Source organism: Clostridioides sp. ES-S-0001-03 (assembly GCF_020676075.1).
Taxonomy (GTDB): Bacteria; Bacillota; Clostridia; order Peptostreptococcales; family Peptostreptococcaceae; genus Clostridioides.
In genome coordinates this window covers 535,408-556,413 of record NZ_JACVWJ010000001.1, presented here as the reverse complement: position 1 = coordinate 556,413, position 21,006 = coordinate 535,408, and the positions used below count along the sequence as shown (strand labels likewise).

The following is a 21,006-nucleotide window of genomic DNA, read 5'->3' as shown; positions in this document are numbered from 1 at the left end:
GGAGATTAATTTATGGAAGATAAATATATCATACATTTTATAAGTAAGACAAAAGCTAATATGCTTAAATTCATTGAAAATAAACTCAATAAAAACGGTTTAAATGAATTGTTGCCTACACATGGAAATATACTCACTGCACTTTATGAAAATAATGGAATACTTACAATGAAAGAAATTGCAACTAAAATAGGAAAAGACAAATCTACTGTTACAGTATTAGTTAATAAACTTATAAGTCTAGGATATATAGAAAGACAAAAGAGTGACAATGACAAACGTATTACATATATAAAACTTACAAAGAAAGCAATGCTAATAGAGGATACATTCAATAGTATTTCATCACAAGTTAAAGAAACAGCCTACTGTAATATCACAGAAAAGGAAAAGCAAGAATTTCTTAGAATTTTAAAAAAAATCAATAATAATTTCAAAAATGCTGACTAAATTGAGCATAATTATATCTAGTTTTGGAATAATAAATAAAAAGAATCAAATATTGTAAAAATTTATTGTTAATAGAGAGGTATAATATGAATTTAAAAGACAGTAAAACTAAAGAAAATTTATTGAGAGCTTTTGCAGGTGAAAGCCAGGCTAGAAATAGATATAATATTTCTGCATCTGTAGCAAAAAAAGAAGGATTATATATAATAGAATCTTTATTTAATTATACTGCTGACCAAGAAAAGTCACATGCAAAACAATTTTTTACTAAATTAAAAGAATTTGCTGGAGAAAATATAAGTATATCAGGAGCATATCCTGTAGATTTATATGATAAAACAGCTCAACATCTTAAAGCTGCACAACATAATGAGCTTCAAGAGTGGGATGATGTATATAAAAACTTTGGAAAAACAGCACGTGAAGAAGGTTTTGAAGCTATAGCTAAATTATTTGAAAATATAGCTGAAATAGAAAAAGTTCATGGTGATAGATTTGGTAGATATGCTACTGATTTAGAAGAAGGTACTTTATTTAGAAGAAATGAAGATATCCAATGGATATGTACAAACTGTGGACATATTCATATTGGTAAAGAAGCTCCAAAAGCTTGCCCTGTTTGTCTTCATCCACAAGGATATTTCTTGGACTTTAAAAATTCATTATTTGAATAAGTAAAAATAATCTACTGTATTTAAGCAATTTATTATATTGATACTATCTAGTTTTATAAATATTAGATTATTCTAATATGAAATTATATTATAAAAATGATATTATCCATTAAATACAGTATTCTAAAAGTATAAAAAAACTTGAGAACTAATTTTACCACTTATTTAATATTTATCAAAGACTTTGATACAATAAAAATAAAGAGAAGTGCAATTATTAAAAATGGCACTTCTCCTTTTGCTGTTTCAATTTGTCATTGAATTTATATCCTACACCACATATTGTAACAATATGTTTCGTATTGTTGGGGTATACTTCTATCTTATTTTACAACTTGCTTTTTACATTCTTATCTGTTGTAGTATGAGTAATAGGATTGACCTTAATTAAGGTTTTATTTACAATAGCCATAATGTTTTTTTCTAATCAAAAATAAAAGAGAAATAAATAATCCTAAAAATTCTGCAACAGGGACAGCTATCCAAACTCCTATTTCTCCAAATATATTTGGAAGAATAAGAATAGCACCTAAAATAAAAATAAACGTTCTAGAAAAGGATATAATAGCTGATGTTTTCCCATCAGAAAATGCTGTAAACATTGCAGAAGAAAAAATACCAAATCCCATAATCACAAAAGCTAGAGAATAGAAGGAAAAACCATAAAGTGTAATATTGTAAACATCACTGTTAATTGAAGTAAAAATAGTCAATGACTTTGTTATAGTCAAATGAATTAAAATATTCGATACTATTGAACTAATAATCAAAAATAATATACTGTTCTTAAATATATCTTGTAGTTGCTTTTTATCACCATGTCCATATTTAAAACTGATAATTGGAGCTATTCCATTGGAATAGCCAAAATAAATAGCTGTAAAGATGTATTGGAAATACAGGATAATTGTTATAGAAGCAACACCATTTTCACCATAATATTGCAAAAAAGTATAGTTAAACATAAATGTTGTTACAGCATTTGCTAAGTTTGTTACCATTTCCGATGACCCATTTGTACAAGAACGAAAAAGCACATTCCAATTTAGTTCTGGTTTTACAAAGTGCAGAGGATTATTTCTTGCAAAAAAGAAATAGGCTAAACCTACAATTGCAGGAATACAATAACCTAATCCAGTTGCAATCGCTGCACCAGCAATACCCATATTCAATGGAACCATAAAGATATAATCCAGCACAATATTCACAACTCCAGCTAACAACGTAACAATCAGACCAAGTGTTGGTTTACCAGAAGTAACCAGAAAAGTCTGAAATGCTGTTTGAAGAAAAAATGCAGGTGCAAAGCTAAAAAGTATTTTAGCATAAGTAATACACAAAGGAGCTTGTATTGAACTTGCACCTAAAAACAAAATAATTTCATCAATAAACAAGTTTCCAATAATAGCAATAAAAATACCAATCAATATTTCTACAATGATTAAGAAACTCAAATTTTTTCTTGCTTCCTCTTGTTTTCCTTCCCCCATCTTTCTAGCAACTATAGCACTTCCACCCGTTGCAACCATGATTGCTACAGCCATTTCAAAACTGATAGCTGGATATACCATATTCGTAGATGATAATGCTATTGTACCAAGCAAACGAGAAATAAACATACCATCAACAATAATGTACATAGATAAACTAATCATCATAATAACATTAGGAATTGCAAAAGATAGTAAAGAAGTAAATGTAAATTTTTTAGCTAATACATTATCCATTTTTAATTTCCTCCTTTAACAATTCATAGTATGCAGTATTACAAGCAATAAGTTGATTCCATTTTTCATCTCCTAATTTTTCAATAGCCTTTTCTTCCATGCTATGAAGTGGTTCTAATATTGAATCAGTAAATTGTTTTCCACTCTTTGTAAAAGAAACCAGACGCTCTCTTTTATTTTCAGAATTAGACGAAATAGTAATATATCCCTTCTTTTCAAATTCCATCAAAATCCCATGTACCGTCTGTTTAGGTAAAGCCCACCACTCACAAATTTGCTTTTGCGTACATACCTTATACTCATCTAAAGTATATAAGATAACTAATGCATTATAATTTAAATCATGCTTTTTAGCCCATACCCTGTATAAATCTAAAGTTCCACTTAAAACAGCATTTACAAGTTTAATTTGTTCACGAATTTCCATAATATCCCTCCTAATAAAACAGTCCTAATCAGTACTATTTTAGTATAGTACTAATTAGGACTATAGTCAATAGAATATTTAAACTCTAAAAAAAATGTAGTATTTAAGAAAATTTATAGAAAAATAAAAACGCACACTTTTGCATTAGTGTGTGTTTTCTACATACTTAAATCCTAACTCTTCTCCTACATAATAAGTAATCTACAATAATCTACTATGATAACTTAATACTTATATCATTTATTTCTTTCATTAAGTCAATTTCAACAATTTTAACTACATCCTTTTCAAATTTTACTTGTTTATAATCCAAGCATCCTATTACAAATGGAACACCAAACTTCCTAAACAAATAAATTCTTCCATTTTCATTGTATATTGATTTAAAATTTTCTTCTATTATATTTACTATTAATTTTAATTCTTCAAATGTTATTGTGGATTTAACTAAAAATTTCTCTATTATACTCAATATAAGCAATTCCTTTTTGCCTATACTCTGTTCTTTTTTATATAAATTTTGAAATATTTCTTTTGTGTAATTACATATAGCTTCTTTCTCCAAAATAAAGTCAATGTCAAACTCTTTATTGGTATCTTTTTTTGTAAACATGTTTGCAATATCATCAAGAGATGTATCTTCTTTCATAGATAGTATTAACTCTATTCTTTCTAGTATTTTATCTCTTGGAAAAAACGTCTCTTGACCTGTAAAAGCTGATTTTTTTATAAACCATTCTTCTGGTATTATATTTTTTCTTTTCCATCTATATAGCTGCCCATAAGATATATTAGTTTTGCTTAATAAATCTTTCTTAGATATCAATTCTTCCATAATTTTTCTAGCCCACCTTTGTACTATTTTTTACACTCGAATTATCTGAAACTAACAACTTGTCACTGTATTCAATATTTTCAACATCACAATTGCTTACTAAGGATATGCTTTTTCCTCGTATATCCTTTATTGAAACATCTTCTAATTCAATAGAATCTCCCTCTATCAAATTACATTTAAATTTGCCTGAAAAAATGTTAATAAATTTAATCCCAAATGTAAAAATATCTTTACTTCTACCTATTTCTATATTAGTTGCTCCTATCTCCTTACAATAAGAACCTCCTCCTGAATAGATATATATGTTTTCTCCATTTAAAAGACCATCACATTTTATTGCTCCATGAACCTTTATATCTTCACATTCTATATTTTCTTTATTTCTCATTTCACCATAAACTTTTATATCCTGTGCATAAATACTTTCACTTACAATTAATTGACCTTTTACTGTAACATTATTACACTTTAAATTTCCATTAATTTTCTGTTGAGCAGTTATAATCAAGTCATCTATTTCTGCATCTCCATCTATACTAAGTTGCCCATTAACCCTTACACGTTCAGCTTTAAGACTCCCTTTTATAGTAGCTTTTCCATTTACTACAAAGTTTTTTATACTAATGTCTCCATCAAACTTTACATTTCCAAATACATTTACTTCATTACATTTTATATTTCCTTTTGACCTAGCACTTCCCATAATTTTTATACTTTCATATTCTCCACTATTGATAAATCCTTCTCCAAGTATTTTTATAGTTCCATTTTCCATATCATTACCTCATTTTAAATTTTATTTTAAGCCTAAATATTACTTATCTTTATTTAGATTTACTTTTTCATTATTTAGACTTACTTTTCCATTTACATTCTTTATTTCAACAACTATTGAACTTTCATCAATATCTATGTTTTCACTGTACTCCAAACTCTCTATATAACAACCTTTGCCTATGTTAATATTTTTACCTCTTACAATTTTAACTTCACTATTTTCTAAACTGATTTCATCTGCTTCTATAACATTTGCTAATAATCTACTTTCTGTATATTTTTTAACTGACAGTAGACCTAGATTTCTAAGATTAGAAAATGCCTTTTCAAAATCTCCACTCTTTTTTTCGGCTCTATAAAAGCTTTTACAATAATCGCCATGTCCCTTTTTTATATTTACACTACATGCACCAACTTCGTTTAGATTAGAAGTTCCATGCAAACTTATCTTGAGTTCTTCACAATTTAAAAATCCATTACAATCCAAAATTCCACTTAAGTCAACACTTTCACATTCTATGCTCCTATTGATTTTTAGACATCCTTCTCCGCTAATAATATCTGACTTTAAGTTTCCTCCAACATTGATAATTCCTCCAGATTTAACTTTACTTGAATTTATGTCTCCAGTACACTTAAGAAGTCCAAATATTGTCACTTGTGATGCAAATATATTTCCTTCAATTTTACTCAATCCTGCTGTAAAAAACTCATTACATTCTGTTGTTCCAATCACTTTTGCTGAACCTGAAGAATCAAATTTATTACATTTTATATTTCCATCTATTTTTCCTGTACCTGCTATATTAACTTCATCAAAAATTCCACCTTTACATTTTCCCATTCCATTAAAATTTAGCGAACGTAATTCTCCATCCATAATGATTTCCTTTCAATAACTTATTTTGTTCTTGAATATAATATAACAAAACATTGTTACGTTGTCAAGTATAATAATCTCGATGAATAAAACAATGCTCCTTTAAAGACAGACAAAAAAATAATAGAGGAAATATTTTATATGAACTATGAATCTTTCTTAGATTTCCAATTCAAATAAAATACCCTCTATTATTTAACTATTTACATATACTTGTCTCTAAACTTTATAACCTATCAATGAACTTCTATAATCTACATGTTGATAAATTTCTCGATTACCTCAGCTAATCTATCCATATCTTTTGGATAAACTTCTCCTATACTTCCTATTCTGAATGTATCTACATCAGTCAATTTACCTGGATAAATAACAAATCCATTTTCTTTTAGATAAGTGTAGAATTCCATAAATTCAAATTTTGCATTCTTAGGATATAGGAAAGTTGTTATTACAGGTGACTGAGCATCATCATTCACCAATGTATCAAACCCTAGAGATTTTAATCTCGAAGATATTGTAAATTGATTTTCTTTATATCTAGCATATCTTTTTTCAACAGAACCTTCTTCCTCTAGCTCTAGTAATGCTTGATAAAAAGCTCTTACAACATGTGTAGGAGAAGTAAATCTCCATTTACCATTATTATTTTCCATAGTTTCCCATTGAGCGTATACATCAAGAGATAAAGATTTAGCAATTCCTTTGCATTTAGCTAATTCTTCTCTGTTAGCTATTATAAAACCAAATCCTGGTACTCCTTGTATACATTTATTAGAGCTACTCACTAAAAAATCTATATTTAAGTCTTCAACATCAATTTTAATTCCACCAAAACTACTCATTGCATCAACTATGTAAACTTTATTATATTTTTTTGCAATCTTACCTATATCTTGTATAGGATTTAATCTACCTGTAGTAGTTTCACAATGAACCATTGATATATGTGTAATATCTTTATTTTCTTTCAATAAATTTTCCACTCTGTTTAAGTCAACTGCTTCTACATCACTAAATGTACAGTCAACATATTCTATATTTAAATAACTGCATATGTCCTTCATTCTCTTCCCATATGCTCCATTTGCAATTACAAGAAGTTTACCATTCTTTGGAATAGTGCTTCCTATTGTAGCTTCCACTGAGAAAGTACCACTACCTTGCATTAATACACTTGTGTATTTTTCTGTATTTTTTGTAGCTAAAGATACTAGTCTTCTTCTAACATCTTGTACCAAATCATTATATTCAACATCCCATGTACACCAATCTTTTAACATAGATGCTCTTACTGATTTAGTAGTAGATAATGGTCCTGGTGTAAGTAATATGTAATCATTTTCTGGTACAAAATCTGACTTAATTGTTTCATTTTCTATTTTTACTAAAACATCTTCTAATTCAGCCATAGTTTCTATAACAAAATGTGCTCCTGCTTCTTTAAATTTCTTTGAAACTGCTTCCATCTTAACTTTTAATTCTTCTTTATCCATATTTTCTACTTCTTCTTGTGTAAGTCCTAATTCACTTGAACCTTTTATTACAGCAACACTCCACATTCCAGCATTTACACCTTCTTTTACATCACTTAATGTATCTCCAACTTTTACCATAGCACTCATTGGAGATACTCCCAAAGCTTCAGCGTTTTTATAACACATCCAAGGATATGGTCTTCCTTGAGATACTTCTGATGGAGTTACAAGAAAATCTGGTGAATATCCCTTTTTAGCTGCATTTGGTTCAACTATATTCATCATTTCTCTTGTATAACCTGTTGTAGAACCTATTTTTAATCCATTTTGTCTTAATCTCTCAATAGTTTCAACAACATGAGGAATTGGAGTTGTATACTCTTCTAGAGTTTCAAATAACATAGGTTCAAATTCAGCATAAAGTTTGTTTACATCTTCCTCTGTTGGAAATCCTCCAAAATTCTCTGCCCAAATATTTTTTATTCTATCCATTTCGCACATTTCTCTTATATGATCTATTTTTAATTTTCCCATAGGTTTTCTTGCTTCTTCCATTGTTACATCTATACCTCTTCTTTTAAATATCTCTATAAATACATTAAGAGGTGCAAAACATCCATAATCTACTGTTGTTCCAGCCCAGTCAAATACTACTGCCTTTATTTTTTCTCCATATAACTTTTTCATATTTATAACCTCCATAGATTCTCATTTAGAAATTTTGTGTTTTTAATTGTTTTTACTTTTAAAGTATAACTTTTTCATGTTAATTATACATCATATTTAGGTTAAATGTATATTAAATTTATGTTTTTAGTTGTTTTTACTTGTTTTTAGTTTTTAATAAAAAAATCACATTAAAACTCTATACAAAAAATTAAAATTTGTAATCTTCTTTTTAGGTTAAATCTATGAATTGGTTAAATTTTATAAATTTATCATTTCTATTTTGCTTCTATCCATGTTATATTTGATTCATTTAATTTATCTCTCCATTCATTTGGAGGTTCTGCATCACAAATAACAAAATCTAATTCATTCAAATCAGCTATCTTGTACATACTTACAATTCCTATCTTAGAACTATCACATAATACAAAACTTTCCTTTGAATTTCTTATATACTCTTTTGACAATAAAGCTTTACTTTGGTCTATGCTACTAATTCCAAAGCTGTCAATTATACCTTCACTAGATATAAATGCTTTATCTACATATAAGTTTTTCATAGCATCTATTGACATCTGACATGCTGTTCTTTGATGTTTTAAATTTACTTTACCACCAATGAATATAACTTCTCCATCAAATACGCCTTGGTTTTCATATGAAATCAACTTTGATAGCACAGGATAAGAACTGGTGATAACCTTTAGATTTTTTATAGAAACTATGTAATCCACAATTTGTAAATTAGTAGTCCCTTCATCTATTACAATTGATTCATTATCATTCACAAATTTAGCTGCATACTTAGCAATACTTTGTTTCTTTTCTAAATTAGTGCTATTTCTTTTTATATGTTCTGGCTCAATTACTCCATAATTTATTTTTACAGCACCACCATAAACCTTTTTTAACTTATTTTCACTTTCTAATTCTTCCAAATACCTTCTTATTGTTTCCGATGATACTTCTAGTTTTTTTACTAATTCTTTAGTATTCACCTTTCCTTTTGCATCTAGCAGTTCTAATATTTCTTTTTTTCTATCTATTGAATTTAAAGACATTAAGTTCTCCTCCTAAATATGTATTCTACTTTTATAAGATTATAATTAACATCTAAGCTCATAAAGTAATTCTAATATATGACAAAAGATATTTCACTCAATTTAATATAGTATATCTTACAATAGATATTACTATTAATTTATATAGCATGCAATCTTTCATTCATACCTTAAACTTTTCACTATTTTATTATTTATACAACTAAGTTATATCTCTTTACAATAAAAAAATCCATCAAATATCAATATTAGATGGACTTTATAATCTTTTATTATGTAAATTAATAATTAAACGTTTAGTTATTAATTTATTTTCTTGTTTCTAAGAATTTTACTAAATTATTTACAGTAGACATGTCTTTTCTTTCTAAATCAGTTGGTTGAAGTTCTATTCCAAGTCTATTTTCAATCTCAAGTAAAACTTCAATTATAGCTAATGAGTCTAAAAGCTCTGTTTCAAATAAGTTAAGGTCTAAATCATCTCTTATCTCATCAGTTCCTAATACATCTTCAAATATTTCTATAACTGTTTCCTGCATAAATTTGCCTCCTTAAAATTAAGCTAAATATCCTGAGAATATCAATAATCCAAAACATACAATATGGAATGTAATGAAAATTTGAACTCTCTCAAACCATTTTTCTTTTTTATGTTTCTTATAAAATTTAGATTTTCTCTGATATATATCAGTTAAGACAAGTGCTAAGCCTTGATACACACCATAAGCAATGTAAAACCAAGTTAGTCCATGCCAAAATCCCATTGTTATCATTGTTATCATCTGAGCTACATGAGCAGCAGTAGTTCTTTTCTTAAATCTTTTCTTTCTCATTGAAGACATAACAAATCTTGAAAAAATATAATCTCCAAACCATCTTGAAAGACTTATATGCCATCTTGTCCAAAACTCTTTCATATCCTTACTTATAAATGGTTTATCAAAGTTTATAGGTACTTTTATTCCAAATATATATCCTGTACCTATAGCAAATAAACTGTATCCTGCAAAATCAAAGAACAGGTATAAACTATATGCATACATATAACTTAAAATGTTTATAAACCTCATATCTTTAGGTATTATTGACACCCAATATGTATTTATCAAAAATGCTATAACAAACTTATAACCTACTCCCATAACAATGTTTTTTATTCCAGGCAATAAGTATTCTTCTAGATACTCTTTTCTAGATATTTTCTTCTCTAAATCCTGTTCAAATCGTCTTGACCTGTCAATAGGACCAGAACTCAGTGTTGGAAAAAACAACATAAAATAAAGCATATCTGAAATCTTAACTTCTTTTATAGCACCATCATAAATTTCAATAACCATTTGTATAGCCCTGAAATTTAAGTATGATATTCCAATAAATCCAATCAATCCAAAAGATGTAACTGGAGATATTTTATTAATTATTATCGGAAGCATTGATGCAGACAAAAATCCCCAATATATATATTTGTTTTTAGTTTTTCTTCTTACATATTCGTATCCTTTGACTATTATTACTTCTAAAATGATAAATATCAACAAGTATTTAAACTGAACATCTATTCCTACAATCAAAAATATCATAAATAAACTTGCCAACATACCATAATACTTTATATTTTTACCCATTAAACCTAAAATCACTGCTGGTATTGATGTTAATAATAATATGTAAAGATAAAAATAATCTCCATACTGTGAAAAAATCATTAAATTTCCTCCATAAGTTTCTTTCTGTCTATTTTACCATTGATATTTGTTGGAAACTCAGAAATTATTGCAATATTTCTTGGAATCATATACGAAGGTATATACTTTCCTAGTTCCTTTTTTATCATCATCCCATTTTTGATATTACCTAAATCATTCTTCTCATTTAACTCAACAATACCTTTTAAATAAGCAATTTTTTCATCCTTATATATTGGTAAAACTACTGCGTTTTTTACATTATGAACTTTTCTCAAATTATTTTCTATATCTTCTATTTCAATCCTAAATCCATTTAACTTAATTTGAAAATCTTTTCTTCCACAATAGTATATATTTCCATCTAAGAGATATCCCATATCACCAGTTTTATAAGCTCGCCACTTTACACTATCTATTTCATCATAGAAAAATACTTCTTCAGTCTTCTCTTTATTATTAAAGTAACCTTTTGAAACTGATGGTCCAACTATTATAATCTCACCTTTTTCATTTTCTTTCAGTTCATTTCCATTTTCATCAAGTATTTTTATTTTACAATTTTGCATAGGATATCCAACTGGAAGGCTCTTTTCATCATCTATAGCTTCTTGAGTCATATCATTTACACTTACGCCAACAGTAGCTTCAGTTGGTCCATATCCATTGATAACTCTTGTATTTGGAAATCTACTCATAAGTTCTTTAGTAAGATTTTTTGAAAGTGCTTCTCCTATAAATATCATGGATTCAAGTTTAGGAAGCATCTTACTATTAAACTCTTTTTCTGTTACACATACACCTGCAAAAGAAGGTGTTGATACCCATACTGCAATATTAGATTCGCCAAATTGTTTGAATAGCTCTTTATAATCTGCTAGTACATCTTTTGATATTGAAAATAATGTAGCTCCATGAACAAGACCAGGATATATTGTTGTCACTGAAAGGTCAAAAGAATATGCTGCTTGATTCATTATTACTTTTTCACTTCCATCTATATTTAAATAAGGACTTATCCAATCTACAAAACTATCTAAGTTATTTGAACTTATTTGAACCCCTTTTGGCTTTCCAGTACTACCTGATGTAAATAGTATATATGCATTCTCGTCACCTTTTACCCAGTTTTCTTTATGTAATGACTTTCCTTTATACTCACTTATTATATCATTTAATTTATTCTTATCAATTACATTGATATCTCCAAAGTCTTTTTCATCACTAAAGTTAAATAATACTTTTGGCTTTACTTCCTTAGTAACTTCAAAAACTCTATCTAGTGGAAAACTAATATCAAGAGGAACATATGCTCTACCTGATTTTAAAGCTCCTATCATACATGCCATTATCATATTTTCTTTATTACCATAGATTACTATAGGAGTATCTTCTTCTTTGTATACATTTTTTAGAAAAACTGATATAGCATCTGAATACTCATTTAAATCTTTATAAGAAAGTTTATCTCCATTACATGTCAATGCTATTCTATTTGTATTTGAATATTTTTTTATTCCTTCAATAATTTTCATATAAAAATTCTCCTTTAAAATCCATTATAAATAAATGGCAACTCTTTAAATGGTGTAAATGTTAAAACACCTATTGCCAATATTATAATCATAGTTAAACAAATACTAGTTACTAATTCTTTATTGCTCTTTAAATATTTTAAATAATCTCTCACAGACATCTACCCATCCTTTCGTTCCAAGATGCATTACATCTCTTAAATAATATTTCTCTTTACCTTTATCTTTAAGATTCATAACTTCAAAGCCTTTACTTTCTGCTATATTCTGTGCCTTATCATAAAACTGATTTCTTTCTTTCTCAGAGATACCAGTTAAATCATAGAATTTGCCCATACTTGGAATTAGTACAACAACTGGTTTAATATCTAAGTCCTTGCATACATTTAATAAAAGCTTATAACTTTCAAATTCCTTAGATGTTACTAAGTCTATGCCCTTGTCTCTTCCTCTATATTGCTCTAGACCATCTTTAAAATGCTCATTGTAATAATACTTGTCAATGTTTAGAGGATTGTTACCTACTCTCTTCTTAGCATCTTCAATAGCTTTCTTTTTCTCATGTGACCAATTTATAGTTTTTTTTCTTCCTTCTTTTTTGTGTTTATCTAGCCTAATTAATTTCTTATAAAGTATCCCTTTTTCTTTAAGCTCTATACAGTATTTTCTCCCTTGAAAATAAGGCTCTAATAACACCTTCTCAGCTTTCTCATACACTGTCTTAGGTTCATATAGCTTGGCATACAATGCTTCTGCCTTATATTCGTCACTACCCCATAAAAGCTTACTTGATTTTTTTATATATTCAATCTTATTTTGTTTAGATATCTTTGGATTATCTAAAAAACGATAAAATTGTATTGGTGAAAACCTAGACTGGTAATGGTGACTTGTGACTCCATCTTTTTCCATAAACCATTGCATAGAAATTAACAAGACAACCTTCTTATTATCAATATTAGGATTCATACTTCCTAACACTGCAGCATCTTGTAATGTCTGAGTATAAGCTCTACCAATTGCAAATACTTTGTTTTTGCTCCTATCTGTATTAAAATAGTACTTTGGATGTTGTTTTGTTGAATTACTAAGTTCTGATGACCCCAAAATCATAATATCTTTTTCTCTCAAAAAATGATTATTTGCTGTAACACCTTTATCCTTTATATCACTTAAAGTATCATCCATAATTGGAAGTAGATTTTTCTCCCTCAAAAGTTCATCAGTTTTAGAATCAAGAAATTTGTCTAACCCAAATAAAAATACTACGCCTATTATAAATGGTGTAATAAAGTATATCAATTTTCTCATATTTTCTCTCCTCTAAAAATATTCAAATTTATGTTATTATTAATCATATTAGTTTTAATGTATATATTCAACTACAAAATTGTAATAAAATCTCCAAAACTTTTTTTTATTCTGTTACAAATTTGTAAAAAAAAAGAAGAAAATCACTGAAAAAGGAATCTTTTTAGTGATTTTCTTCTTTTTATAATTTGACATTTTAATACTTAATTGTGTATACAATTTAACTTATTTTAAAATTAAATTTACTCAAAAGTATATCTTAATCCCCATTGCTTTCTTATTTCATCCATTAAATTCATGACATCTATAGATGATTCTAGAGTATTGGCTTTTATTTTATTTAATATACAATTATTGACATATTCAATTTCATACTTTAAAGCTTTTTCTGTATCACCATATTCTAGAGTTTCAATTCTTCCACCATCTGTATAAGTTATTGTAGCTTTTGATGCTCTTGGGAAATTTTCTACAGTTATAAATCCTAATTCACATGCAAGAATACCTCTTTTTGGCATCTTAGCTCTCATAGTTAATGATATTACAGCCATCTCATTCTCAGAATTCTTTAAAATTATTCCAGATTGTTCATCCACACCTGTTTCAAATTTCTTAACAGTTGTTAAAATTTCATTCGGTTGAGATGACATAAAGTACCTAGCAAATGAAAGTGCATATGTACCAATATCAAGCAATGCCCCACCAGCTAAATCTTGACTAAAAAATCTATTATTAACATCATAATCCTTGCAACTTCCAAAGGATACTTGTATCATTTTAATTTTTCCCAAACTTCCAGACTCTACTATCTCCTTTAATTTTTTATATAAAGGCATATAATAAATAGTCATCGCCTCTGCTACTATTAAGTTCTTTTCAATAGCTAAAGTTATAATATCAGTTAGTTGACTTCCATTTACTGTTATAGCTTTTTCACACAACACATGTTTACCATTTTTTAGACTTTTCATTATATATTCATAGTGATTGCAATGTGGAGTAGATATATACACTACATCTATATTCTTATTCTCTAGCATTTTATCATAATCATCATACACATTTTCTATATCAAACTTATTTGCAAAGTTTTTTGCTCTTTCAAGACTTCTTGAAGCAACAGCATACACTTTACAATTCACCTCACTCATAGCTTGTGCAAATTCTGATGCAATAGTTCCAGGACCCAATATAGCCCAATTTATATTCTCCATATTTACCACCTCATATCCTATATATTTTTAAATAAATTACAGACTGTCAGCTGGATAGACAATCTTTCCTTGTCTTCTTATCTCATCCATAATTCCCATTACTATCTTTGAATTTTCATGTGAGTTTATACCAGACTCTATTTTATTATTATTTATAAGAGTTATAAACTCAATAAGTTCATGATATATTCCTTCTATTTCTCTAGGTTTCTCTTCTTCTTTTTCCTTTAAAATAGATATATCTTCTTCAGTTCCATCTTTATATCTAATAACCACCCTTTCAAACAAATTAAGTCTTTCAATTATTATACTTCCCTTTTCTCCTTGTATCTCAGATGGTATGTAAGAATCAGCTATTTTAGAATACTGAACTACTGCATCCATACCATCATATTGGAATATAGCCAAACCTTCTCCATCTACTCCAGTTTGAAGCATATGAGAAAATGATTTCACACATTTTGGAGCACCAAATAGATTTATCATAGGGTGTATGCAGTACACTCCAATATCCATCAATGAACCATTTGACAGTTCTTTTTTAAATGCATTTTCTATAATTCCATTTTTATATTTATCATATCTTGAAGAATACTGACAATAGCTTCCAAAAAATCTTCTTATTTTACCTATCTTATGTAAATTTTCTTTAACTGCTTTAAAATTTGGAACACATGTAATTCTCATAGCTTCCATAAGCAATACATTATTGTCCCTTGCAACCTTTATCATTAATTTTACTTCCTCTAAGTTAGATGCTAATGATTTTTCACACAACACATGTTTTTTGTGTTTTAAACAGGTAACAGCTTGTTTTGAATGCATTGCGTTTGGAGAAGCTATGTATATAGCATCTATACCATCTGATTTAGCCATGGTTTCTAAATCGTCAAAAAACAGACTTGCCCCATGCATCTTTCCAAATTCCTTAGCTTTTTCTAAATCTCTTGAATATACAGCAACTAGTTCAAACTCTTCAATCCTAGATGCAGCTCTTAAAAATAGTTTTGATATATTACTTGTACCAATAATACAAAATCTTATTTTACTCACCATTCAAACACTCCTCATTTTTTATAATTTATTTTAAATAAGTAATACCATATAATAAATAATACTCTATATAAACTTTTGAAACTTATTAGAATGTTAACTTCATCAAATAAAAAAGAAAGCTAACTTTAAATGATTTCACCATTTTAGCATAGCTTTCTTTTAACTACAATCTAAACTTACCTTATACTTCTAAAGTTATATTATATCTCTATTTCCTCTCAGGAATTTTATAGTAAAAATTTCATCCACAAACAATGCTATCAATAATACAGTTGCTATAATTGGCCAATAAGGTATTATTAAACTATATAAATTATCAACTACATACACTTGAAGATACCTTACTCCAATAAAAGTCAATATAGTCCAGTACATAGAAAATTTTAAACATATTATTCCTCTATTATTGTACTTATAATCTGAATAATCCCAATATACCTTATTAAAATATACCTTCATAATTATGCCTGTGATGTACTCTACTGTTGTTGGCACTACTAAACATAGTAAAAGCAATGCAAATATATTATTTGGGTCAATAAACCTTGAGACCTCTATTATAATAGACATTGCAATTGCATACATTGGTTTAAATGGACCATTCAAAAATCCATCTTCTTGAAAATGACCTTGAGTAAAATAACTATATAAATTTTCAATTATCCAACCTATAAAACCATACAAGAAAAAATTAAATAAAAAATATAATAGAGAACCTACACTATCCATGAATATTCCTCCTAATTGTTTATAATTATTTTTTCTCATATTCATGGATTTATTCTAAATCAAAGAAATTAAATTTAAATTCTTTGATTTAATATTTCATATTATAGGCTACAACATTCTTTAGATTCTAAACTTTTTAGGTATTCTCTAACTTCCAATAAATTTTCAAGTATCTTATGTGATTGTTCTTTAATTTGTTCATCTGGCTCTTTTAAGTCAGGTACATTTATACATTTTATACCCCCATTATAAGCAGCCTCTACTCCCATAGGGGAATCCTCTATAACAATGCAATTTTCTGGATTAACATTTATCTTTTTGGCTGCCTTTAAGAATATTTCTGGATTTGGCTTAGAGTTTACAACATCATCTCCACAAACTATAGCATCAAAGTATTCTTTTAAATTTGCTTTGGCTAATCTTTTAACTGCTCTTTCTCGTTTTGTAGAAGTTGCAACTGCCATTTTATACCCATTTTTCTTTAAAAAAGATATTAATTCATTAACTCCTAATTTGATAGGAGCTCCTTCTCTATCCATAAATTCAATCATATTTTTAGTTTTCTCATCATACAAATCTAATATCGGCACAGAGCTATCATATATCTTAGTAAGACCTTCTATTATCCCTTTACGATTCCTTCCCATAACAGATGTATATATTTCTTTAGTCATAGTGTATCCATACTTTTCAAATGTCTCTATCCAAAATTCAAGAGAGATTCTCTCTGAATCAAACAAAACTCCATCCATATCAAAAATAATTCCTTCTACTTTTTGCATACAATTCCTCCAATATTTTTTGATATAATTATATTACACTTTTTATGATTAATTTTACAACCCTCAATTTATCCAATTCTAATATAGTAAAATTGTAATTTTCAAAAGTTACACTTTGATTTACTTTAATGTTTGAACCAAGCATATAGGATATCCAACCACCTATACTATCAAATCCATCATGTTCTATATCAAGCCCAAAGTATTTATTGATATCATTGATTGATTCAGTTCCATCAACTAAGTAAGAACTTGTTCCTATTTTCTTAATATGAGTTTCTTCTTTATCAAATTCATCTTGAATTTCTCCTACTATCTCTTCCAGTATATCTTCAATTGTTACTACACCAGATGTACCACCATATTCATCTACCACTATAGCAAGTTGGAGTTTTTCTTTTCTTAATTTCTCAAGAGCCTTATCTATAGTACAATTTTCTGATATATATATAATATCTCTAAGTATTTCTCCTAGTTCAATTTTATTTCTGTTTATTTTTTGATTATACAAATCTCTTATATGTACAAATCCTAATATATCATCTTTATTTTTCTTACATACTGGATACCTAGTAACACCTTCATCTCTCAAAATAGATAATATCTTTTCCTCCGAGTCACTTTCATATATACAAATCATATCAGTTCTAGGTACCATTATCTCTCTAATTTTCTTTTCTTCAAATTCAAAAATATTGTCAACTAATCTTTGCTCTGATTCATCTATAAGCCCACTTTTATAGCTTTCTTCAACTAATAATCTTATTTCATCACCTGTATGTGGCTCATCAACTTCATCTGCTTGTGAATATCCAAATGGCTTAAGAAATAAATCAGTGCTTAGATTAAAAAAGTATATTATTGGGTATGTCAATTTATAAAATCCAATCAACAAAAAAGATGTACTTAGCATTATTCTCTCTGTATTATAAAGTGCTAAGGCTTTAGGAACAAGCTCCCCTATTACAACTTCTACCATTGTTATAATTAAAAAGGAAATAGAAATTGATATTGTATATATAACACTTTCACTAAGATTAAATATACTTATTATTGGCAATATTAACTCTTTAACTGTAGATTCTCCCATCCATCCTAGTGCAAGTGAACAAAGTGTTATCCCAAGTTGACATGCAGAAAGATAGGAATTTAGATTATCTTTTATTATTTTGCACCTTTTAGCATTATTATTACCTTCAGCTATCATAGTATCTATCCTAGAACTACGAAGCTTTACCATAGCAAATTCACAAGCTACAAAAAATGCATTTATTAAAACAAGTACTATTATAAGTGTTACATTTAATAACTCCCGCATAAAATATTGGCCCTTATAATCTTATAACATAAGAAATTTATAAGAACTCAAAGTTCCCCCCTTATATTTATAAAATTTAATTTATAATATATATTCTATCATATTTATTAATATATCTTATTTTATTACAAATAATTTTAAATACAAAATTACCCCTCTTAATATTTATGATGGGTTGTATCATATATTAAGAGGGGCTAATTAAATTTTACGTATGGGCAATATAAATTTTAGTGGTCTTTTACAGGACTTTTTTCAGTTTCACTTGTTATTCCTAATTCTTCTTTTTCAATATTCCATTTTTCAAGACCATATTTAGATATTTTAACAGCTTCTGCTAGACCTCTCCCAAGTCTTTTTATCGTATTCATGCCTACTTCATCATCTTTTGCACCTTGTTCTTTTGCATCTTTACTCCAAATACTAGCACCAGTGTATCCTCCAATAAGTCCTCCTGTTACCAATACCTCATGCATTAAAAAGAAATTTATTATTGGTAATCTGGCCATTTCTTGTCCACCATATCTAGTTCCACCAGTAGTTATAGCAGCTCCTACTTTATTTTGCAAATTACATCCATGTACTAAATACATATGTCTTAATCTATTTAACACAGCAGTCAATTGAGCAGTTATTCCCATATCATAAACAGGAGAACCTATTATAAATCCATCTGCTTCTAGCAATTTTTTTTCTAGTTCGCCCATATCATCTTGTATAGTACATTTTTCTGCTTTTCTCATACAAGCATCACAATGTATACATGGACCTATATTTTTTCCTCTTACAGTCCAAAAGTCAGTTTCTATTCCTGGTATTTCTTTAGCTTCCTCTAAAGCTTGTAGTATTGCATATTCAGTTGCTCCTTTTCTTGGACTTCCACATATTCCTAGTATCTTAGCCATAACTATACCTCCCACAAATTTTAATTTAAGCCTCTATGTTTATATCATTAGACTTATTCGATTTTATTGATAATATATATTTAATTATCATTGCTACAATAAATACTGATACTATACAAGAATTTCCAACTAAGGTTCTAATAATCTCTGGAAACTTTTCTAAAGTCTGAGGAACTGAAGTTATACCTATACTTAAGGTAATTGAAACTCCTGCTATAAGATTGTTATCTGACGTAAATCCACATTGACTTATCATATCATAACCAGCCATAGCAATTGATGAAAATACGATTAAAGCGACCCCTCCTATTATGCATGAAGGTATAGTAGTTATTATTGCACCCAATAATGGCGAAAATCCAACTAAAATTAATACTACTCCTGTAATTGACAATACAAATCTACTAGTAACTTTATTTATAGCTACGATTGCAGCATTTTGACCAAATACTCCTGTTGGTATTGAACTAAATACAGATGCAATTATAGATGTTAATGCATTTCCCATTGTAGCAGACTCTAATTCTTTATCTGTAACCTCTCTATTCATAGCTCCCATTGTAGCAATTGTTGCTGCTCCCATCATATCAGCTATAGCTACCATAAATAAAATGGCAAACATTAATATTAAATCAAGTCTAAATTCTAGACCAAATGCCAATGGCTTTGGAAAAGAAAGTATTGATGTCCCTTGAATTGCAGAAAAATCAACCAATCCAAATGCAAGTGATACTAAATAACCAAATATTATACCTATTAAAATTGCAGCATCTTGAACCAAACCCTTGCCAAATTTCATAAGCAAAATTATGACTACAACAACTATAAGTCCTATTGCGAAATTTATAGGTTCTCCAAATGTGGCTGAGCCTTCTCCCCCAGCTAAATTTTTTACAGCGGTTGGAAATAGACTAATACCCATACAGGCAATCATTGTACCTGCTATAATTGGAGTAAATAAATGTCTTATCTTCTTAATTCCAAAGGCTATAAAAAACACTACTATTGCCCCTCCAATTTGAGCTCCAAAAAGAGCTTTAAGCCCATATTTGCCAGCTACTGAAAGACATGCACCTAAAAACACATAATTTGTTCCCATTATTACAGGAAGCTTTGAACCAAGCCTATGCCCTTTAAATAGTGGTATTGAGTACAATTGTAGTAAAGTTGCTATTCCAGCTACCAACATAGCACCTTGCATAAGCATAGTTGACATCTGTTTATCAAGCCCTACTATATTCGATATAAGCATAGCTGGAACCATATTACCAGCTATCATTGAAACAAAATGCTGTAATCCTAAAGGTAAAGCTTCCTTAAAAGGCGGTTTTCCCTCTAGATGAAATTTTGATGTATCGTGCTCTTTCATAAAATAAATCCTCCCATAAATTTTATTTTTCTTTACGACCATGAATTTATTAACAATTAATTTTGAGCTATACACATCTTAATCTAGTTAATTCTTAACTTAAATGATATTTATTTTAACT

21 protein-coding genes are annotated in these 21,006 nt (G+C 28.2%); 2 read left to right on the top strand and 19 right to left on the bottom strand.

Translation table 11 applies throughout. The annotated features are described in order from the left end of the window. Positions 1-12 precede the first annotated feature (12 nt). Complete coding sequence (locus tag IC174_RS02420; RefSeq protein WP_227434376.1) at positions 13-450, top strand: MarR family winged helix-turn-helix transcriptional regulator; 438 nt, start codon at positions 13-15, stop codon at positions 448-450. An 86-nt stretch (positions 451-536) separates the two neighbouring features. Further along, entirely contained in the window at positions 537-1,124 is a 588-nt protein-coding gene (gene rbr / locus IC174_RS02415) for a rubrerythrin (RefSeq protein ID WP_227434375.1), read from the top strand. Between the two features lie 395 nt (positions 1,125-1,519). On the opposite strand, the gene IC174_RS02410 is transcribed toward rbr, so the two are convergent. The 19 genes from IC174_RS02410 to IC174_RS02320 all read right to left on the bottom strand — a co-directional run bounded on the left by IC174_RS02410 (position 1,520) and on the right by IC174_RS02320 (position 20,885). Further along, positions 1,520-2,851, bottom strand: a complete 1,332-nt coding sequence (locus IC174_RS02410) for an MATE family efflux transporter (RefSeq protein WP_227434374.1) — start codon at positions 2,849-2,851, stop codon at positions 1,520-1,522. Further along, positions 2,844-3,278: a MarR family winged helix-turn-helix transcriptional regulator gene (locus IC174_RS02405; protein ID WP_227434373.1), complete on the bottom strand. Its 435-nt coding sequence runs from the start codon at positions 3,276-3,278 to the stop codon at positions 2,844-2,846. The genes IC174_RS02410 and IC174_RS02405 overlap by 8 nt, the downstream gene beginning before the upstream one ends. 214 nt (positions 3,279-3,492) lie before the next feature. Beyond that, entirely contained in the window at positions 3,493-4,113 is a 621-nt protein-coding gene (locus IC174_RS02400) for a YhbD family protein (protein ID WP_227434372.1), read from the bottom strand. Positions 4,114-4,120: 7 nt separating this feature from the next. After that, a complete protein-coding gene (locus IC174_RS02395; RefSeq protein ID WP_227482069.1) occupies positions 4,121-4,891 on the bottom strand; it encodes a polymer-forming cytoskeletal protein in 771 nt (256 codons plus the stop codon). A 39-nt stretch (positions 4,892-4,930) separates the two neighbouring features. Continuing rightward, on the bottom strand, positions 4,931-5,773 hold the full coding sequence (locus IC174_RS02390) for a hypothetical protein (RefSeq protein WP_227482068.1): 843 nt from the start codon (positions 5,771-5,773) through the stop codon (positions 4,931-4,933). A gap of 254 nt (positions 5,774-6,027) precedes the next feature. Further along, complete coding sequence (phnW, locus tag IC174_RS21330) at positions 6,028-7,938, bottom strand: 2-aminoethylphosphonate--pyruvate transaminase (protein ID WP_227482067.1); 1,911 nt, start codon at positions 7,936-7,938, stop codon at positions 6,028-6,030. A gap of 257 nt (positions 7,939-8,195) precedes the next feature. After that, positions 8,196-8,981: a DeoR/GlpR family DNA-binding transcription regulator gene (locus IC174_RS02380; RefSeq protein WP_227434368.1), complete on the bottom strand. Its 786-nt coding sequence runs from the start codon at positions 8,979-8,981 to the stop codon at positions 8,196-8,198. A gap of 308 nt (positions 8,982-9,289) precedes the next feature. After that, complete coding sequence (gene dltC, locus IC174_RS02375; protein ID WP_227434367.1) at positions 9,290-9,520, bottom strand: D-alanine--poly(phosphoribitol) ligase subunit DltC; 231 nt, start codon at positions 9,518-9,520, stop codon at positions 9,290-9,292. A gap of 18 nt (positions 9,521-9,538) precedes the next feature. After that, complete coding sequence (gene dltB, locus IC174_RS02370) at positions 9,539-10,687, bottom strand: D-alanyl-lipoteichoic acid biosynthesis protein DltB (RefSeq protein WP_227434366.1); 1,149 nt, start codon at positions 10,685-10,687, stop codon at positions 9,539-9,541. Then, complete coding sequence (locus tag IC174_RS02365) at positions 10,687-12,201, bottom strand: D-alanine--poly(phosphoribitol) ligase (RefSeq protein WP_227434365.1); 1,515 nt, start codon at positions 12,199-12,201, stop codon at positions 10,687-10,689. Before IC174_RS02365 ends, dltB begins: the two co-directional genes overlap by 1 nt. Positions 12,202-12,215: 14 nt before the next feature. Beyond that, entirely contained in the window at positions 12,216-12,356 is a 141-nt protein-coding gene (locus IC174_RS02360; RefSeq protein ID WP_227434522.1) for a hypothetical protein, read from the bottom strand. Next, positions 12,322-13,512 (bottom strand): D-alanyl-lipoteichoic acid biosynthesis protein DltD, encoded by a 1,191-nt coding sequence (gene dltD / locus IC174_RS02355; protein ID WP_227482066.1) that lies wholly within the window; start codon positions 13,510-13,512, stop codon positions 12,322-12,324. Before dltD ends, IC174_RS02360 begins: the two co-directional genes overlap by 35 nt. Positions 13,513-13,754: 242 nt before the next feature. Beyond that, positions 13,755-14,726 carry a Gfo/Idh/MocA family protein gene (locus IC174_RS02350; protein WP_227482065.1) on the bottom strand — a complete coding sequence of 324 codons (972 nt, stop codon included), beginning with the start codon at positions 14,724-14,726 and terminating at the stop codon, positions 13,755-13,757. Positions 14,727-14,762: 36 nt separating this feature from the next. Beyond that, the gene (locus IC174_RS02345; RefSeq protein WP_227482064.1) at positions 14,763-15,782 is read right to left on the bottom strand and encodes a Gfo/Idh/MocA family protein; all 1,020 of its coding nucleotides are present in this window, start codon (positions 15,780-15,782) and stop codon (positions 14,763-14,765) included. Between the two features lie 195 nt (positions 15,783-15,977). Continuing rightward, positions 15,978-16,511: a putative ABC transporter permease gene (locus IC174_RS02340; protein WP_227434361.1), complete on the bottom strand. Its 534-nt coding sequence runs from the start codon at positions 16,509-16,511 to the stop codon at positions 15,978-15,980. Between the two features lie 101 nt (positions 16,512-16,612). After that, on the bottom strand, positions 16,613-17,293 hold the full coding sequence (locus tag IC174_RS02335; RefSeq protein ID WP_227434360.1) for an HAD family hydrolase: 681 nt from the start codon (positions 17,291-17,293) through the stop codon (positions 16,613-16,615). Positions 17,294-17,321: 28 nt separating this feature from the next. After that, positions 17,322-18,611, bottom strand: a complete 1,290-nt coding sequence (locus IC174_RS02330) for a hemolysin family protein (RefSeq protein WP_227434359.1) — start codon at positions 18,609-18,611, stop codon at positions 17,322-17,324. A gap of 230 nt (positions 18,612-18,841) precedes the next feature. Then, positions 18,842-19,516: a flavodoxin family protein gene (locus IC174_RS02325; protein ID WP_227434358.1), complete on the bottom strand. Its 675-nt coding sequence runs from the start codon at positions 19,514-19,516 to the stop codon at positions 18,842-18,844. Between the two features lie 25 nt (positions 19,517-19,541). Continuing rightward, complete coding sequence (locus IC174_RS02320; protein ID WP_227434357.1) at positions 19,542-20,885, bottom strand: uracil-xanthine permease family protein; 1,344 nt, start codon at positions 20,883-20,885, stop codon at positions 19,542-19,544. Positions 20,886-21,006: the final 121 nt, after the last annotated feature.

Excerpts from the sequence above, each read along its gene's own strand:
- IC174_RS02420 (WP_227434376.1), top strand. The coding sequence starts at position 13 with ATGGAAGATAAATATATCATACATTTTATAAGTAAGACAAAAGCTAAT.
- rbr (WP_227434375.1), top strand. The coding sequence starts at position 537 with ATGAATTTAAAAGACAGTAAAACTAAAGAAAATTTATTGAGAGCTTTT.
- IC174_RS02410 (WP_227434374.1), bottom strand. The coding sequence starts at position 2,851 with ATGGATAATGTATTAGCTAAAAAATTTACATTTACTTCTTTACTATCT.
- IC174_RS02405 (WP_227434373.1), bottom strand. The coding sequence starts at position 3,278 with ATGGAAATTCGTGAACAAATTAAACTTGTAAATGCTGTTTTAAGTGGA.
- IC174_RS02400 (WP_227434372.1), bottom strand. The coding sequence starts at position 4,113 with ATGGAAGAATTGATATCTAAGAAAGATTTATTAAGCAAAACTAATATA.
- IC174_RS02395 (WP_227482069.1), bottom strand. The coding sequence starts at position 4,891 with ATGGAAAATGGAACTATAAAAATACTTGGAGAAGGATTTATCAATAGT.
- IC174_RS02390 (WP_227482068.1), bottom strand. The coding sequence starts at position 5,773 with ATGGATGGAGAATTACGTTCGCTAAATTTTAATGGAATGGGAAAATGT.
- phnW (WP_227482067.1), bottom strand. The coding sequence starts at position 7,938 with ATGAAAAAGTTATATGGAGAAAAAATAAAGGCAGTAGTATTTGACTGG.
- IC174_RS02380 (WP_227434368.1), bottom strand. The coding sequence starts at position 8,981 with ATGTCTTTAAATTCAATAGATAGAAAAAAAGAAATATTAGAACTGCTA.
- dltC (WP_227434367.1), bottom strand. The coding sequence starts at position 9,520 with ATGCAGGAAACAGTTATAGAAATATTTGAAGATGTATTAGGAACTGAT.
- dltB (WP_227434366.1), bottom strand. The coding sequence starts at position 10,687 with ATGATTTTTTCACAGTATGGAGATTATTTTTATCTTTACATATTATTA.
- IC174_RS02365 (WP_227434365.1), bottom strand. The coding sequence starts at position 12,201 with ATGAAAATTATTGAAGGAATAAAAAAATATTCAAATACAAATAGAATA.
- dltD (WP_227482066.1), bottom strand. The coding sequence starts at position 13,512 with ATGAGAAAATTGATATACTTTATTACACCATTTATAATAGGCGTAGTA.
- IC174_RS02350 (WP_227482065.1), bottom strand. The coding sequence starts at position 14,726 with ATGGAGAATATAAATTGGGCTATATTGGGTCCTGGAACTATTGCATCA.
- IC174_RS02345 (WP_227482064.1), bottom strand. The coding sequence starts at position 15,782 with ATGGTGAGTAAAATAAGATTTTGTATTATTGGTACAAGTAATATATCA.
- IC174_RS02340 (WP_227434361.1), bottom strand. The coding sequence starts at position 16,511 with ATGGATAGTGTAGGTTCTCTATTATATTTTTTATTTAATTTTTTCTTG.
- IC174_RS02335 (WP_227434360.1), bottom strand. The coding sequence starts at position 17,293 with ATGCAAAAAGTAGAAGGAATTATTTTTGATATGGATGGAGTTTTGTTT.
- IC174_RS02330 (WP_227434359.1), bottom strand. The coding sequence starts at position 18,611 with ATGCGGGAGTTATTAAATGTAACACTTATAATAGTACTTGTTTTAATA.
- IC174_RS02325 (WP_227434358.1), bottom strand. The coding sequence starts at position 19,516 with ATGGCTAAGATACTAGGAATATGTGGAAGTCCAAGAAAAGGAGCAACT.
- IC174_RS02320 (WP_227434357.1), bottom strand. The coding sequence starts at position 20,885 with ATGAAAGAGCACGATACATCAAAATTTCATCTAGAGGGAAAACCGCCT.